Origin of the sequence: Thermophilibacter mediterraneus (assembly GCF_900119385.1) — a bacterium.
GTDB classification, from domain to species: Bacteria; Actinomycetota; Coriobacteriia; order Coriobacteriales; family Atopobiaceae; genus Thermophilibacter; species Thermophilibacter mediterraneus.
Map to the genome: position 1 here is coordinate 130,826 of NZ_FPKO01000008.1, position 15,544 is coordinate 146,369.

Sequence of the window (15,544 nt, forward strand, 5' to 3'; positions counted from 1 at the left end):
GACATGCAAGGCAGGGCTCTTTTATCTTGAGACCGCTATCGTCAGGTCATCTCCGTCGACGTTTAGGACGAAGATTCTTGAGCCCCCTGCCTCTATCGCCTTTATCACAGTGTCTCGCTGCTCCGGTGTAAGCTTTGACGCGACGGAGCCACCCTTCATGAGGAACGTTCCCCTGAACGTAAGATCGTCACCGATGGAGACGAACGTTCCCCCGCTCGCCTTTGCAGACATCTTTGTCATGATGTCATCGGAGCCGCCTGACCTCGACGTCGAGTGAGCGCCGTCCCCTGCGATGTCGCGAAGCAACCTGATGATTTGCTCGTTCTGACGAACGATCACCCATTGCTGACGAATCTGTGCCTTCATGAGGTCAATCATGAAAGAGGTATCAGCGTTTCCCGACAGAAGGCTTCCGAGCGAGTAGAGCCCGGACCCAGCCATCTTCGAGTCCATGTCACGAATGTCCCTTACGTTGCTACGGCTGAGATCGACATCGGACATGTCCTCGAAGGCGAGTCCGTGCTTCCTGAGGCTCCTTTTCTCAGACTCACTCAGTGGAGCACTTGTCACGAAGTCCGCAGCGTACGCCCTGGATGCCGGGACCATGACTGACACGCTGATGGTATCGCCGATTCGCGCTCCAAGCTCAATCCGCTTGTCCTTCTCCGAGCGGATTTGACTCTCGTACGACTTCGGAAGTCTTGCCACCACCTCTCCGTTGACCTTGGCGACGAGTTCGCCATCGGCAGAGAATACCTTTGCCTCTGTCCCCATGGGATAGCGCGAGTCACCAACCGGTGTCGCGTCGATGCGGAAGAGCTCTACGTAGCTATCGCTCATGCCTCCTCCTTCTCCACTTGAAACCAGACCATAACGCCGATGAGTCTCATCGTGCCCCATCTCTCAATTCTGAAGAACTCGCAGATGGGGCAAATCTGCTCGGCATTGGGAAACATCTCACCCTGCCCCAGTTCAACTCGGCCTTCGGGGACACCTCGGCGGTGGCAACTATCTCCTCCTGGGTCTTCCCGTATCTCGAGCGCATCTTAGAAAGTTTGGCAGTCATAATTCCTCAACCTTACGTCTATTATGTCCATAGTAACACATTTACTTGTTACTAGAATTAAGTTTCTAAGTGCTTATAAAACACTTTAGAGACGCAGAGGGGCAGATAAGTGACCGGGCCCACTGTAATTCAAAAGTATTTGCAAATCGTAATCATAAGCTCGTAATCCGTTACGAGCCAGGTGAAGAGAGCAGCTGATGGATTGGTGGGTCTTCATCGCACTAATCGTATGCTGCTTCATCCTCGGCTGGTAGCACGGGAGGAGGGAAACGCGATGACCACTATGCTTTTGTCACTCAGGTTGCACTGCTTGCCTTCGCGTACATGCCTGGTGTTTCCGAGCTGGACAAGGGGGGGGGGTAATTATTCAACCGGATGTGAACGAAATCATTTCGTGTTACTTGACAAACTCCTCTTATCAATAAGTGCTCATATTATTGTAGATAGATGTAGTTGTTAAATATACTTTCTGACTGGTGTTCAAGGGATTGCTGATTCGAACCCAGTTCACTCGATCCGAGATTTCGAGATCACGGAACAATGCCCGTGACCTCTATTTTTGATTCTTCACAGTGCTCCCCCTTTACCGCACAATCTCGGAATTGTGCGGCGCGCGGCGCGCACTCGAGGCGACTCCCGTCCACCGGGGCGCCCTCAGCAGGCGGCTTGCTCCCCGCGCCCGCCTCCTGGCCGCACAATCTCGGAATTGTGCGGCGCGCGGGGCGCGCGGGAGCTCCGGGGCCGTGCGCCACGTGCGCCACACGGGGGCACACGCGCCCCCCGCCCCCGCGCGCCGTTTCGTCCGCGTTTCAGTCCGGCAAACGCCGTGTGGCCGCGCGGCCCGCCCCGCAGCGGGCGCGTGCGCAGCGACCCTATGATGGTCGAACACTGCACCCGGACACAGGAGGACGACATGGCGCGCGTGTACAACTTCTCCGCAGGCCCCGCCGTGCTTCCCGAGGAGGTACTCGGGGAATGCGCGGACGAGATGCTCGACTATGCCGGCTGCGGCATGAGCGTCATGGAGATGAGCCATCGATCTTCCGTCTTCCAGAAGATCATCGACGACGCCGAGGCGACGCTCCGCGACCTCATGGGCATCCCCGACTCCTACAGGGTCATCTTCACCCAGGGCGGCGACTCGCTGCTGTTCTCCACGGTCTTCATGAACCTGGCGACCAACGGCAAGGCGGACTACGTCATCACCGGCAACTGGGCCAAGAAGGCCTTCCAGGAGGCGCAGATCCTCGGCGACGCCGTGGCCGTGGCGTCCTCCGCCGACCGCAACTTCTCCTACATCCCCGACTGCTCCGACCTGCCCATCCGCGAGGACGCGAGCTACCTCTACATCTGCGAGAACAACACCATCTACGGCACCCGCTTCTGGGAGCTGCCCGACACCAAGGGCCACGTGCTCGTCTCCGACCAGAGCTCGATGTTCCTCTCCGGGCCCGTCGACGTCAGCAGGTACGGGCTCATCCACGCCGGGGTCCAGAAGAACGTGGGGCCCGCGGGCGTGCAGATCGTGATCGTGCGCGAGGACCTCATCCCCGACGACCTCCCCGGCGTGCCCACGATGCTGCGCCTCAAGACCCAGGCTGACGCCGGGTCGCTCTACAACACCCCCAACTGCTGGGGAATCTACGTCTGCGGCAAGGTCTTCGCGTGGATCAAGAAGAACGGCGGGCTCGCTGCCATGGGGGAGCGCAACGCCGAGAAGGCGGCCGTCCTCTACGACTTCCTCGACTCCTCCGAGCTCTTCTCGTCCACCGTCGAGGCGCGCGACCGCTCGCTCATGAACGTGCCGTTCGTCACCGGCGATGCCGAGCTCGACAAGGAGTTCGTGGCCGAGGCCGCGCGCGCGGGCCTCGTCAACCTCAAGGGCCACCGCTCGGTGGGCGGCATGCGCGCCTCGATCTACAACGCCATGCCGCGCGCCGGCGTCGAGGCGCTCGTCGCGTTCATGAGGGACTTCGAGCTCGCGCACCGTTGACACTTGACAGGCGCCGGGTCACGGCGTCAACCCCGCGCGGGGGGGGCGCCACGGGCCGACGCCGGTCGAACCCAGGAGGGTACGCCATGTACAGGATCTGCTGCCTCAACAACATCGCCAAGGTCGGCACCGACCGCCTCGGCCCGGGCTACGAGTTCGTCGCCGAGCCCGAGGGCGCCGACGCCCTGCTCGTCCGCAGCGCCAACCTCCACGAGCTCGAGCTCGGGGGCGGCCTGCTCGCCATCGCCCGAGCCGGCGCGGGCGTGAACAACATCCCCGTGGAGCGCTGCGCCGAGAGCGGCGTCGTGGTCTTCAACACCCCCGGGGCGAACGCCAACGCCGTGAAGGAGCTCGTCATCTGCGGCATGCTGCTCGCCTGCCGCGACGTCATCGGCGGGGCCGCGTGGGTCGCCGAGAACAGCGACGACCCCGAGATCGCCAAGCGTGCCGAGAAGGCCAAGAAGCAGTTCGGCGGGTTCGAGCTCGCGGGCAAGCGCGTGGGCGTGGTGGGCCTCGGCGCCATCGGCGCTGCGGTCGCCAACGCCCTCATCGACCTCGGCTGCGAGGTCATGGGCTACGACCCCTACCTCTCGATCAACGCCGCGTGGAGCCTCGACAGGCGCATCGAGCACGTCACCGACCTCGGGGAGCTCCTCGCCCGCTGCGACTTCGTGACGCTGCACGTGCCCGCGACCGACGCCACGCGCCACATGGTCGGCGCGGACCAGATCGCCCGCATGCCGCGCGGCGCCGTGCTGCTCAACTTCGCCCGCGACGCGCTCGTCGACGAGCAGGCGCTCGCTGAGGCGCTCGACGACGGCCGCGTGGGCCGCTACGTCACCGACTTCGCCAACCCCGCGAGCTCGAACATGAGAAACGCCATCGTCCTGCCGCACCTCGGGGCCTCGACCGGCGAGGCCGAGGACAACTGCGCCGTCATGGCCGCCGACGAGCTGCGCGACTACCTCGAGAACGGCAACATCAGGAACTCCGTCAACTACGGCCAGGTCGACCTCGGGGAGCTCGCCGAGGGCAACGAGCGCGTCGCCCTCTTCCACGAGAACGTCCAGGGCGTCATCGGGCTCATCTCCGCCGAGATCGCGGCGTCCGGCCTCAACATCGAGAACATGACCAACAAGAGCCGCGGCAGCAACGCCTACACGCTCATCGAGGTCTCCGGCGACCTGACGCAGGAGACGTGCGCGCGCCTCGCGGGCATGCCCGGCGTGCGGCGCGTGCGCCTCATCGAGCGCCCCTAGGGCGCGGGGGCCGGCCCCGCCGCCCGCCGCCCCCGAGGGGGTGACGGGCGGCGTCTTGAATTGCGCTAAGATGGGTAACCTGAATGGGTAGGCACATCCAAGACCCAAGGGGCAGCAAAACGTGTCAGAGAGAACCGACCGCATCACCGCGGAGATCAAGGCAGTTGCGGACTCCGACGCCGCAGAGCGCCAGCGCACCGGGCGCACCGACGTCCCGGTGGGCACGTCGGGCAACCCGTCGACCCAGATACTCACGCTGGCCAACGTCATCACGTTCTGCCGGCTCGCCCTCACCATCGTCTTCCTGGTCCTGTTCGCCGGCGACGGGCACGACCGCCCGCTGGCGCTCGTGTGCTACGTGGTGGCCGCCTCGACCGACTTCCTCGACGGCCAGGTGGCGCGCCGCACGCAGACGGTGAGCTGGCTCGGCAAGATCATGGACCCGATCATGGACCGCGTGCTGCTGTTCACCGGCGTGATCGGCCTGCTGATCGTCGGCGAGCTCCCGGTGTGGGTGCCCGTCTTCGTCATCGGGCGCGACGTCTACCTCGCCCTCGGCGGGATGGTGCTGCAGCGCTACCGCCGCCGCCCGGTCGACGTGTCCTACGTCGGCAAGGCCGCCACGGCGCTGCTCATGCTCGGCTTCTGCGACCTCTTGCTCGGCCTGCCCAAGGTGGGCGGCCTCGGCATCGTCGAGTCGCCCTGGCTGCCCGGCCTCGGCGCCGAGCCGGCCACGCTCGGCATCTTCTTCGTCTACCTCGGCGTGCTCTTCTCCGCCGCCGCCGCGGTCATCTACACCAAGGAGGGCGCCGACATCAGGCGCCAGGCGACCCGCGGGCGCGGGGGAAAGCGATGAGCGCGCGCATGGGGGCGCTCTACGAGGAGCACGTGATCCTCGGCGCGAGCTTCGAGGAGGGCCCCCTCGCGGGGGCGCTCGCCGTGAGCTCGTACGCGGGCGAGAAGGACCTCGGCCCGTCGCTCGGGGGGGCCGTCGTCTCGGACCTGACGGGCACGACCTACCAGCTGCTCTCGGGCCCGAGCGCGCCCGAGCTCGCGGAGGCCGCGCTCGCGGGCAGGCGCCTCGCCGTGGGCGAGGCCGCCTTCGAGGCCGTGCTCACCGGGGAGGGCCGCCTCGTCGCGGCGCCGCTCGCGCTGCGCACGGGTGACCACGAGTACGTCCTGTGCGACCCCGGGCCCGAGGGCGCCGCCGCGGTCGCCTGGGTCGGCTTCCTCTCGGGCGTCGAGCGCGACGGGTACGCCCCGTACGAGGGGAGCGCGCTCGAGGACGCGAGCCGCATGCTCGTGCCCATCCTGCTCGCCGGGGAGCGCTCACGCGCGGTGCTCTCCGACTACGTGCGCACCGCGGGCGAGTCGCTGCCCGGGCCCGGGCGCGTCGCGTCGCTTCACCTCGACGCCATCCCCGCGCTCGTGGCGCGCGTGCCCGCCCGCGGCCCCGAGGCCTGGCTGCTGCTCGTCCCCGCGCGCTCCGCGCGCGTGCTGTGGCGCAGCCTCCTCTCGTTCACCGAGGTCGAGCCCGTGGGCACGCGCGCGGCCCGCGAGCTCTGGGCCCGCGCGCGGCCGCTCCCCGCGGGCCCGCCGCGCGTCCCGGCGCCCCGAGCCGAGCTCGCGCGCCTCGGCCTCGTCCGCGCGGACGGCGGCTTCGTGGGGGAGCGCGCGCTCGGCGACTAGCCCGCCGCCCGCACGTTCTTCTCGCCGCGCTTTGCACTGCACGCTCGCTGACCTCAAGGGCCGCGGCCCGGAAGGGGGCTCGCATGAAGTACGCCATCAACGCCCAGGGCGCTCCCGAGGCCTTCGGCCCGTACTCCCAGGGGACCACCGCCGGCAGGCTCGTCTTCGCCTCGGGGCAGCTCCCCATCTCGCACGAGGACCCGCGCGCCCTCGTCGACGGAGGGATCACCGAGCAGACCGACCGGGTGATCGACATCATCGAGTCGATCCTCGGCGAGGTCGGCTGCACGCTCTCCGACGTCGCGCAGACCACGGTCTACCTCGCGAGCCTGTCGGACCTCGAGGCGATGAACGAGGTCTACGCCCGCCGCTTCGGCTCCCCTGCGCCGGCGCGCGCCGTCGTCGGCGTCTCCGAGCTGCCGCTCGGCTCGCTCGTCGAGATGGACTGCATCGCGTGCAGGTAAGCGCGCTATCATAGGAGTGACACCGAAAGGGGAGTGTGACATGCCCAACACCAATCCCGGCGCGACCGAGATCTTCCGGATGCCCGCCGCCGACTCCACCGTACCCGACCTCATGGGCGGCTCCAAGCCGTCCCACCCGACCCTCACCATCGTCAAGGGCCCGCAGATCGGCGAGACCTTCGAGCTCGACGCGCCGGAGATCACCCTCGGGCGCGACCCCAAGAACAGCGTCTTCCTGAACGACATGACCGTCTCGCGCCACCACGCGCGCATGGACCTCGGCAACATCTCGCTCGGGATGGCCACGATCGAGGACCTCGGCTCGCTCAACGGCACGTGGGTCGACGGCGCCATCGTGAGCAAGGCGGGCCTCAAGGACGGCTCGACCATCCAGATCGGCACCTTCCGGATGGTCTTCCACACGAGCGCGCGCCCGCGCAGGATCGACACCGAGGCGTAGCGCCCATGGCCGACGCCGGATACCTGACAATCGGCAAGGTCGTCAAGAAGCTGCAGCAGCAGTATCCCGACCTCTCGGTCTCGAAGGTGCGCTACCTGCAGGACGAGGGGCTCCTCAACCCCTCGCGCACGCCGAGCGGCTACCGCCTCTACTCGCAGCGCGACGTCCATCGCCTCGAGACGATCCTCTACCTGCAGAAGAACCGCTTCCTGCCGCTCTCGGTCATCCGCGAGGAGCTCGAGCGCATGGACGCGGGGCAGGCGGGCTCGGCGGGCGTGGGCCTCGAGGCGGTCACGCTGCCGCCCGACGACGAGGAGACCGCCGGCAAGCTCCACCCCATCGACCGCATGCCCGAGCTCGTGGGCGCCTCGGTGAGCTTCGTGCGGCAGCTCTCCGAGGCCGGCGTCATCCAGCTCACGCGCTCGCCCCACGGGCGCGACCTCGTGGACGGGCGGGACTTCCCGCTCATCCGCGTGTGCGACGAGCTGCGCCACTTCGGCATCCTGCCGCGCAACCTCCGCCAGTACGTCATCGCCGCCAACCGCGAGTCCGCCATGTTCGAGCAGGCGCTCGTGGTGTACGCCCGCAAGGGCGGCGGCGTGGAGCTCCCGCCCTCCGACGAGGCCCGGGAGCGCTTCGAGCAGGCGTTCTCGCGCATGCTCGGGCTCACCAACGCCGTGCGCGACGAGCTCATCGCGCGGCGCATCAAGGAGCCGTTCGCAGAGAAGGACGCCGGGCGCGACGCGTCGGGCGAGAAGAACACGGGAAGAGGGACCACGCGTGTCTGAGCAGACCTTTGACTTCGAGAGCCGCATCGTCGACATCCCGGACTACCCCGAGCCTGGCGTCGTCTTCAAGGACGTGACCCCGCTCTTCGACGACCCCGAGGGCCTGCGGGCCGCCGTGGACGCCATCGCGGGGCGCTTCGAGGGCCGCGGCGTCACCAAGGTGCTCGGCGCCGAGGCGCGCGGCTTTCTCATCGGCGCCCCGGTGGCGTACCGCCTGGGCTGCGGCTTCGTTCCCGCCCGCAAGCCCGGCAAGCTCCCGCGCGCCGTCTACCGCCAGAGCTACGAGCTCGAGTACGGCACCGACGAGCTGCAGGTGCACCGCGACTCCATGGGGCCGGGCGACCGCGTGCTCGTGGTCGACGACCTCGTCGCCACGGGCGGCACGGCCGTGGCGCAGGCGCGCCTGGCCGAGCAGACCGGGGCGGAGGTGGTCGGGTTCGCCTTCATCCTCGAGCTCGGCTTCCTGAGCCCGCGCGAGGTCATCGCCCGCGACTACGACCAGGAGGTCTTCTCGCTCGTCACGGTGCGCTAGGCGAGACGGTGCCGCGGCGGCGACCCTTGGATTCATGCCCATCGTATGAACGAACCGATGAGCCACGCAACACAGCTAAGATGTACTAGTTGGTCTACGAAAGGATTCTCGTTCATGAAGCTTAGACACAGGGCGGTCACCGCGGGCATCGCGCTCGCCCTCTGCGGGGCCGTCTCGCTGACGTCGCTTCCCGCAACCGTGGCCTACGCCGACCCCGCATCCGACCTCGCCGCAGCCGCGGCCCAGCTCGACGCCCTCGGCGCCGAGCTCGCCGGCTACCAGGAGCGCCTCGCCACCGCAACGACCGAGCTCGAGGCCACCGACTACGCCATCGCCGAGACCCAGGCGCAGGTCGAGTCCACCAGCCAGCAGCTCTCCGAGAAGCAGGCAGCCCTCGGCGAGAGCATGAAGAGCACCTACAAGACCGGCAGCGAGGGGCTGCTCGACTTCATCCTCGGCTCCACCTCCGCCGAGGACCTCGCCAACCGCGTCTACTACCTCGACAAGATCTCCGAGCAGAAGGCCGCGGCCATCGAGGAGGTCCGCACCCTCGCCGAGCAGCTCTCCCAGGAGATGAGCGACCTGCAGTCCAAGCAGCAGACGCAGCAGCAGCAGGTCGACGACCTCCAGAGCCAGGTCGATGCGTACCAGAGCCGCGTCGCCGAGGCGACGAGCTACTACGAGGCGCTCGACGCCGAGGTGCAGGCGCAGCTCGCCGAGCAGGCCGCCGAGAACGAGAACGTCTCCAACGCCATCGACACCATCGAGAACGGGCAGTCCCAGGGCGGCGGGCAGACCCAGCAGCCCTCCGAAGGCACCGGCGGCGACAACGGCGGCGGTGCCTTCGGAGGGGCGCTGGGGCTGCCCGCCGCCCCGGGGCCCGGCTCTTATACACATCTCCCAGGCCACCAGGACCCTCTTCGCGTAGCCGTAGCTGTAGCAGATCAGGCCGGAGCAGTCGAACGCGTCCGGGCCCTCCGTCCCCGCGGGCGGCGGCCTCGCGACCGCGTACGCGCAGCTCGGCAAGCCCTACGTCTACGGGGCGGCGGGCCCGGACGCGTTCGACTGCTCCGGCCTGATCTGCTACAGCTACGGCTACGCGCGCGGGCGCACCACCTACGCCATGATCTCCTCGCTGCAGGCGAGCGGCGACTGGAAGACGAGCATGGACGAGCTCGCCGTGGGCGACCTCGTCTTCCCGCACTCCGGCCACGTCGGCATCTACCTCGGCAACGGCACGTACCTCCACGCCGCGAACCCGGGCTCCGGCGTCATCATCGGCCAGCTCTACAGCTTCTACGGCGGCGGCTCCTACTACTAGGCGCTGATGCTCCGTGCGGCAGGACCATGAGGTGGCGCGGCGCCTCTCGCGGCGCTTCCAGGTGACGCTCGTGGGCGAGGGCGTCCTCGTCGGCCTTGCCGGCGGGGCCGTCGTCACCCTGTACCGCATCGCGCTCTCATACGCCGAGGGGCTCCTTCGCTCCGTGACCGGCGCGCTCTCAGGCGGCTGGGTCGGGCCCCTCTGCTGGCTCGTCGCCCTCGCCGCGATGATGCTCGTGGTCGGCAGGCTCGTCTCGTGGGAGCCCGCGACCTCGGGGTCGGGCATCCCGCAGGTCGACGCCGAGGTCGTCGACCGCATGGACGCGCCGTGGCATCGCGTCATCCCCGCCAAGTTCGTCGAGGGCACGCTGCTCGCGCTCTCGGGCCTCTCGCTCGGTCGCGAGGGTCCGTCGGTGCAGCTCGGCGGCATGTCGGGCAAGGCGGTCTCGCGCGCGCTCGGGCGCAAGAGGGGAGAGGAGCGCCTCCTCGTGACCTGCGGAGCGGCCGCGGGCATGTCCGCCGCGTTCCACGCGCCCTTCACCGGCGTCCTCTTCGCGCTCGAGGAGATCCACAAGGAGTTCACCGCGCCGCTCATCATCTCCGTCATGAGCTCTGCCATCGCCTCGGATCTGCTCGTCTCGCAGGTGCTCGGGGTCCAGCCCGTCATGGCCCTCGCGTTCTCGCGCGACCTGCCGCACCCCGACTACGCGCTCGTCGTCGTGCTGGGCGTCCTGTGCGGGCTGCTCGGCGCGGCGCACAACCGCGGGATGTTCGCCCTCCAGGACCTCTTCGGGCGCATCCGCTCGCACCTGCCGTACGCGCGCCTCGCCGTCCCGTTCGCCCTCGCCGGCATCGTCGCGTTCACGTGGCCCGAGCTCATGTGCGGCGGCGACGCCGTGCTCGAGGAGGTCCTCGCAACGAGCCGCCCGGGGATCGTCGCCCTGCTCACGCTGCTCGCGGGCAAGTACGTCTTCACGTCGGTGTGCTTCGGCTCGGGAGCGCCCGGGGGCACGCTCTTTCCGCTCGTCGTCATGGGCGCGCTCGTGGGCGGGGCCTTTGCGGCGGGCTGCACCGAGCTCGTGGGCCTCAGGCAGTGGTACTTCTCGAACTTCGTGGCGCTGGGGGTCGCGGGCCTGTTCTCGGGCGTCGTGCGCGCCCCGGTGACGGCCGTGGTCCTCGTCTTCGAGCTCACGGGATCGCTCGACGCGCTGCTGTCGGTCTCCATCGTGTCGATCGTCGCGTACGTGACGTCGAGCCTCACGCGCACCGACGCGTTCTACGAGCACCTGCTCGCCAACCTGCTGGACACCACGACCGCCGACCCCGACGTGAGCGGACTCGGCGGTCGCAAGGCGCTCGAGAGCGTGCGCGTGGGGGCGGGGAGCCGCCTCGAGGGCATGCTCGTGCGCGACGTCCCGTGGCCGGACGGCATGCGCGTGGTCACGGTGGAGCGCGCGGGCGAGGAGCTGCTTCCGAGCGGCGACACGCGGCTCGAGGCGCTCGACGACCTGCTCGTCATCGTGGGGTCGGACGCCGCGGACGACGCGCTGCTCAAGCTCCGGGTGATGGCCGCCCAGCGCGTCGGGAGCTGAAGCCGCGGCGCGCGGGCCTGTGGTCGCTGCGGCCCGTGATTGCTGCGACCCGTGACCGCCGCGGCCCGTGGTCGCCGCACCGCCGCACAATCTCGGAATTGTGCGGCGAGCACCGGAGGAACGGGGACGAAACCCCAGATGAGGTTCTTCTCGCGGTCAAGAAACCCGCCGAGTGCGCGCTCGCCGTCGCACAATTCCGAGATTGTGCGACGCCTCGGGTCGTGAGGCCGCGATGAGGCGCAACACCGGTGGTCGTGATACCGAGATGAGGCGCAAGACCGATGGTCGCGAGGCCGCGATGGCGCGCAACACCGATGGCCCATGCGGCCGCGAAGGCACAACCGAGGTTCCGAGGCGCCGTGCGGCAGGGGGGGCTTCTGTGGAACCCAGACCTATCCTCGATACCCTCTACTTTACATAAGATATATTATCACGGTTTTATATGAGCACGGCCGAGAGGGGCCCGACCAACGACCCCTCCCGGCCCGCACCAAGACACGCCTGCCGCGCTACCCCTCGACGGGCAGGCCGAGGTACGACGCCGCGCTCGTGGCGGCGACGGCACCGTCCGCGGCGGCGGTCACGATCTGCCTGAGCGCCTTGCTCCTGACGTCGCCCGCGACGAAGAGCCCCGGCGTCGCGGTCGCCATGCGGTCGTCCGTGACGACGTAGCCGGCATCGTCGGTCTCCACGAGGCCCGCGACGAGGCCGGTCTCGGGGACGCGACCCACGAGCACGAAGACGCCGAACGAGCCCTCGTCGTAGTCGAGCGTGCGCGTCTCGCCCGTGACGTTGTCGCGCAGCGTGACGCGCGACGGGAGCTCGCCGCCGTCGAGCGCGACGACGCTCGTGCTGAGCAGGATCTCGACCCTCTCGTTCTCCTCGAGCTCGCGCACGATGGCCGCCTGCGCGCGCAGGTGGTCCTTGCGCACGACCATCGTCACGCGGCTCGCCAGGCGCGCCAGGAAGAGCGCCTCCTCCGCGGCAGAGTTCCCTCCCCCGACCACGAACACATGTTTGCCCCTATAGAACATGCCGTCGCACGTGGCGCAGTACGAGACCCCGTGGCCGGCGAAGCGCTCCTCGCCCTCGAAGCCGGCGTGGCGCGGCGTTGCTCCCGCGGCGACGATGACCGCGGCGGCGTCGTAGCTCGCCGACGCGGCGCTCACGCGAAAGCGCCCCGTTGCCTCGTCGCGCTCGACCGAGTCGACGGGGTCCATGACGATCGTCGCCCCGAGGTCCTCGGCCTGGGCTCGCATCGCGTCGACGAGCGAGAACCCGTCGGCGTGCGGGACGCCGGGATAGTTGTCGATCTCGCTCGTCAGGATGACCTGGCCGCCGAGCGCCTCGCGCTCGAGCGTGACCGCGTCGAGCAGCGAGCGCGAGGCGTAGATGGCCGCGGAGAGGCCCGCGGGGCCGCCCCCGACGATGACGAGGTCCTTGCTGATGGTGCCGTCTGACATGCTGGCTCCCCTCTTCGTTGGCTTGTAGGTGGTATACCCCGCGCTCCCCCATCGTAACGTCAAATGACACTCAAGCGGTAGCATTGCATCCGACGCCCGCGCACGAGACGCAGCGCGGCCGCGGCGCCTCCCGGAGGCGGCGCCGCGGCCGTGGGAACGAGACCTGTCGCGCCCGTCAGGATGCGTCAGGGGACGAGTCCTCGGACGGCCTGGGCAGGACGAGGTTCATGATGATGCCGACGAGCGTGGACGTGGCCATGCCGGGCAGCGTGTAGTCGCCGATGGGAATCGAGATGCCGGAGGTCTCCATGCCCACGCCGAGGATGATCACCACGGAGGCGATCATGAGGTTGCGGTTGACATCGAAGTCGACGCGGTTGGAGACGAGCATCCGCAGGCCGTTGGAGGCGATGAGGCCGAAGAGCAGCAGGCTCACGCCGCCCATGACGGGGCTCGGGATGGACTGGATGAGCGCGGCGAGCTTGGGGCAGAAGCCGCCCACCACGAGGGCGAAGCCGGCGGCGTACCAGAAGATCTGCGTCGAGTAGACGCGCGTCACGCTCATGACGCCGATGTTCTCGGCGTAGGTGGTGGTCGGGGGGCCGCCGAGGAAGCCGGAGATCATCGTGGAGATGCCGTCGCCGGCAAGCGAGCGCGGCAGCATCTCGCGGTAGTCCTTGCCCACGATCTCGCCGACGGCGAGCAGGTGCCCGATGTGCTCGATGACCACGACCACGGCGACGGGCGCGACGAGGGCGATGGCGCCGGGATCGAACTGGGGCATCGACACGTGCGGGAGGCCGACCCAGGCCGCCGCGGCGACGGGTGCGAAGTCGACGAGCCCGAGGGCGAGCGAGAGCAGGTAGCCGACGATGATGGCGAGAAGGACGGGCACGGTGCCGACGATGCCGCCCATGCCGGAGAACACGACCGCCGCCGCGAGGGTCACGGCGGCGACGATGGCACCGGTGCCGTAGAAGACGCTCGTGCCGTCGGCCGCCTCGGTCATGAAGGCCATGTCCGCCGCAGTGGCGGCGAGCCCCACGCCGATGACGACCATGACCGAGGCGACGAGCACGGGGGGCAGGAGCCGGTCGAGCCACCCCGTTCCGACGAGTCGGATGATGCCGGCGACGGCAAGGAAGACGAGGCCAGCCACGATGACGCCCGACATGGCGGCGGCGAGGCCCTTGGTTGCGCCCACGGCCAGGATCGGGCTGATGAAGGCGAAAGAGCTCCCGAGGTAGCTCGGAATCTTGTTGCCGGTGACGAGCAGGTAGCAGATGGTGCCGATGCCCGAGCACATGATGGCGACGTTGGGGTCGAGCCCGGTCAGGACGGGAACGAGGACCGTCGACCCGAACATGCTCATCATGTGCTGGATGCCCAGCGGAATGGCGCGACCGACGGAGACGCGGTCGTCGACGCCGATGACCTCGCGCTCGTGTGAGCTCATGGGTCACCCCTCTCTCTTTGGAGCGCGCAACGAAAAGGGCCCGGGCGAGCGCCCGGGCCCCGCGATCGTGCGCTAGACGACGAGGAAGTAGATGAGGAAGGCGAGCGCCGCGACCCACATGAGCGGCTTGACCTTCTTGAGCTGGCCGGTGACGGCGGCGACGACCACGTAGCAGAGGAAGCCGAAGCCGATGCCGTTGGAGATGGAGTAGGTCATCGGCACGCCCGCGACGATCAGGAAGGCGGGCAGGCCCTCGAGCAGGTCGGACCAGTCGATCTCGGCGACCTCGCTCATCATGAGGAAGCCGACGAACACGAGGGCACCGCAGGTCGCGGCGGAGCTCACCACGGAGATGAGCGGCGAGAAGAACGCAGCGAGGATGAAGAGCAGGCCGGCGACGACGGACGTCAGGCCCGTGCGGCCGCCGTCGGCGGCACCGGAGGCGGACTCGACGAACGTGGTGATCGAGGAGGCGCCGACGAGGCCGCCCACCGCGGCGGCGGCGGAGTCGACGACGAGGATCTCGCGAATGTTCTTGACGCGACCGTCGGGCTCGAGGAACTCGCCCTGCTTGGCGACCGCCATGGCGGTGCCCATGGTGTCGAAGAAGTCGGACATCATGAGGGAGAACGCGAGCACGAGCAGCGTCGGGTTGGTCACGACCTTGGCGATGCCCATGACGCCGGACTCGTCGACCTGGAAGGGCGCGCCGAAGGAGGTGAAGTCGAGGCCGGAGACGATGCCGGCGGGGAGCTGGGTCACGCCGAGGGGGATACCCGCCACGACGGCGATGATGATGCCGAGCAGCAGGGAGCCCTTGACGTTGAGGGCGTAGAGCACGATGGTCGCGACGATGGAGACGAGGCCGACGATGAACGTGGGGCTCGCGACGTCGCCGAGGGCGACCATGGTGGACTCGTCGGCCACGATGATGCCGCCGTCCTTGAGGCCGATCATGGCGATGAAGAGGCCGAGGCCGACGGAGATGGCGTGGCGCAGCGACACGGGGATGGCGTCCATGATGGCCTCGCGCAGGCCGCACAGGACGAGCAGCAGGATCGCGATGCCCTCGACGAAGACGACGGCGCTCGCGGCGTGCCAGTCGCCGCCGGCCACGGCGGTCAGGCTGAAGGCGAAGATGGCGTTGATGCCCATGCCGGAGGCGCAGGCGAGCGGGCGGTTGGAGAAGAGGCCCATGAGGATCGTCATGATGCCGGCGCCCACGCAGGTGGACGTGACGGCGGCCGTTGCCGGGATGCCGGCGGCGACGAGCAGCGAGGGGTTCACCGCGATGATGTAGGCCATCGCGAGGAACGTGGTGAGGCCGGCGCGCACCTCGCGGCCGACGCTCGACCCCCGCTCCTGGGCCTTGAAGAACTGTTCCATGTAGTGCCATCCCTTTCTGTCGAGGGTTGTCAGGGGCCTTTCCATTCGAGCCGCGAGAGCGCGGCGGGAAAGCGTG

General features: G+C 68.4%; 15 protein-coding genes. 10 read left to right on the forward strand and 5 right to left on the reverse strand.

Translation table 11 applies throughout. From position 1 onward, the window contains the following. Positions 1-21 precede the first annotated feature (21 nt). Positions 22-840, reverse strand: a complete 819-nt coding sequence (locus BQ7106_RS02760) for a hypothetical protein (protein WP_072370932.1) — start codon at positions 838-840, stop codon at positions 22-24. 1,139 nt (positions 841-1,979) lie between these two features. On the opposite strand from BQ7106_RS02760, the gene serC reads away from it, so the two are divergent. From serC to BQ7106_RS02800, 8 genes are all read left to right on the forward strand, one after another. Further along, positions 1,980-3,059 (forward strand): 3-phosphoserine/phosphohydroxythreonine transaminase, encoded by a 1,080-nt coding sequence (gene serC, locus BQ7106_RS02765; RefSeq protein WP_072370934.1) that lies wholly within the window; start codon positions 1,980-1,982, stop codon positions 3,057-3,059. Positions 3,060-3,145: 86 nt separating this feature from the next. Further along, entirely contained in the window at positions 3,146-4,318 is a 1,173-nt protein-coding gene (locus BQ7106_RS02770; protein ID WP_072370936.1) for a 3-phosphoglycerate dehydrogenase family protein, read from the forward strand. Between the two features lie 121 nt (positions 4,319-4,439). Continuing rightward, positions 4,440-5,174: a CDP-alcohol phosphatidyltransferase family protein gene (locus tag BQ7106_RS02775; RefSeq protein ID WP_072370938.1), complete on the forward strand. Its 735-nt coding sequence runs from the start codon at positions 4,440-4,442 to the stop codon at positions 5,172-5,174. Next, positions 5,171-6,007, forward strand: a complete 837-nt coding sequence (locus BQ7106_RS02780) for an aminomethyltransferase family protein (RefSeq protein ID WP_072370940.1) — start codon at positions 5,171-5,173, stop codon at positions 6,005-6,007. The genes BQ7106_RS02775 and BQ7106_RS02780 overlap by 4 nt, the downstream gene beginning before the upstream one ends. A gap of 83 nt (positions 6,008-6,090) precedes the next feature. Next, entirely contained in the window at positions 6,091-6,471 is a 381-nt protein-coding gene (locus BQ7106_RS02785; protein ID WP_072370942.1) for a RidA family protein, read from the forward strand. A 40-nt stretch (positions 6,472-6,511) separates the two neighbouring features. Next, positions 6,512-6,931, forward strand: coding sequence for an FHA domain-containing protein (locus BQ7106_RS02790; RefSeq protein ID WP_072370944.1), 420 nt, complete (start codon positions 6,512-6,514; stop codon positions 6,929-6,931). Between the two features lie 5 nt (positions 6,932-6,936). Then, positions 6,937-7,719, forward strand: coding sequence for a transcriptional regulator FtsR (gene ftsR / locus BQ7106_RS02795; protein ID WP_072370946.1), 783 nt, complete (start codon positions 6,937-6,939; stop codon positions 7,717-7,719). Next, positions 7,712-8,251, forward strand: coding sequence for an adenine phosphoribosyltransferase (locus BQ7106_RS02800; protein ID WP_072370949.1), 540 nt, complete (start codon positions 7,712-7,714; stop codon positions 8,249-8,251). Before ftsR ends, BQ7106_RS02800 begins: the two co-directional genes overlap by 8 nt. A gap of 75 nt (positions 8,252-8,326) precedes the next feature. Here BQ7106_RS02800 and BQ7106_RS10755 read toward each other — a convergent pair whose 3' ends face one another. Continuing rightward, positions 8,327-9,277: a hypothetical protein gene (locus BQ7106_RS10755; protein ID WP_072370952.1), complete on the reverse strand. Its 951-nt coding sequence runs from the start codon at positions 9,275-9,277 to the stop codon at positions 8,327-8,329. Positions 9,278-9,329: 52 nt separating this feature from the next. Here BQ7106_RS10755 and BQ7106_RS11235 point away from each other — a divergent pair, with 52 nt between their 5' ends. Then, entirely contained in the window at positions 9,330-9,572 is a 243-nt protein-coding gene (locus tag BQ7106_RS11235; protein ID WP_240307433.1) for an NlpC/P60 family protein, read from the forward strand. A gap of 13 nt (positions 9,573-9,585) precedes the next feature. Further along, positions 9,586-11,163 carry a ClC family H(+)/Cl(-) exchange transporter gene (locus tag BQ7106_RS02815; RefSeq protein ID WP_072370959.1) on the forward strand — a complete coding sequence of 526 codons (1,578 nt, stop codon included), beginning with the start codon at positions 9,586-9,588 and terminating at the stop codon, positions 11,161-11,163. Between the two features lie 509 nt (positions 11,164-11,672). Here BQ7106_RS02815 and BQ7106_RS02820 read toward each other — a convergent pair. The 3 genes from BQ7106_RS02820 to BQ7106_RS02830 form a co-directional block, all read right to left on the reverse strand. Beyond that, complete coding sequence (locus BQ7106_RS02820; protein ID WP_072370962.1) at positions 11,673-12,626, reverse strand: NAD(P)/FAD-dependent oxidoreductase; 954 nt, start codon at positions 12,624-12,626, stop codon at positions 11,673-11,675. 175 nt (positions 12,627-12,801) lie between these two features. Continuing rightward, on the reverse strand, positions 12,802-14,082 hold the full coding sequence (locus BQ7106_RS02825; protein ID WP_072370965.1) for a uracil-xanthine permease family protein: 1,281 nt from the start codon (positions 14,080-14,082) through the stop codon (positions 12,802-12,804). Between the two features lie 72 nt (positions 14,083-14,154). Further along, the gene (locus BQ7106_RS02830; protein ID WP_072370969.1) at positions 14,155-15,468 is read right to left on the reverse strand and encodes an NCS2 family permease; all 1,314 of its coding nucleotides are present in this window, start codon (positions 15,466-15,468) and stop codon (positions 14,155-14,157) included. Between the last annotated feature and the right edge of the window lie 76 nt (positions 15,469-15,544).

Coding starts and splice junctions, on each gene's coding strand:
- BQ7106_RS02780 (WP_072370940.1), top strand. CDS start 5,171: ATGAGCGCGCGCATGGGGGCGCTCTACGAGGAGCACGTGATCCTCGGC.
- BQ7106_RS02820 (WP_072370962.1), bottom strand. CDS start 12,626: ATGTCAGACGGCACCATCAGCAAGGACCTCGTCATCGTCGGGGGCGGC.
- BQ7106_RS02830 (WP_072370969.1), bottom strand. CDS start 15,468: ATGGAACAGTTCTTCAAGGCCCAGGAGCGGGGGTCGAGCGTCGGCCGC.
- BQ7106_RS02785 (WP_072370942.1), top strand. CDS start 6,091: ATGAAGTACGCCATCAACGCCCAGGGCGCTCCCGAGGCCTTCGGCCCG.
- ftsR (WP_072370946.1), top strand. CDS start 6,937: ATGGCCGACGCCGGATACCTGACAATCGGCAAGGTCGTCAAGAAGCTG.
- BQ7106_RS02790 (WP_072370944.1), top strand. CDS start 6,512: ATGCCCAACACCAATCCCGGCGCGACCGAGATCTTCCGGATGCCCGCC.
- BQ7106_RS02770 (WP_072370936.1), top strand. CDS start 3,146: ATGTACAGGATCTGCTGCCTCAACAACATCGCCAAGGTCGGCACCGAC.
- BQ7106_RS02825 (WP_072370965.1), bottom strand. CDS start 14,082: ATGAGCTCACACGAGCGCGAGGTCATCGGCGTCGACGACCGCGTCTCC.
- serC (WP_072370934.1), top strand. CDS start 1,980: ATGGCGCGCGTGTACAACTTCTCCGCAGGCCCCGCCGTGCTTCCCGAG.
- BQ7106_RS02760 (WP_072370932.1), bottom strand. CDS start 840: ATGAGCGATAGCTACGTAGAGCTCTTCCGCATCGACGCGACACCGGTT.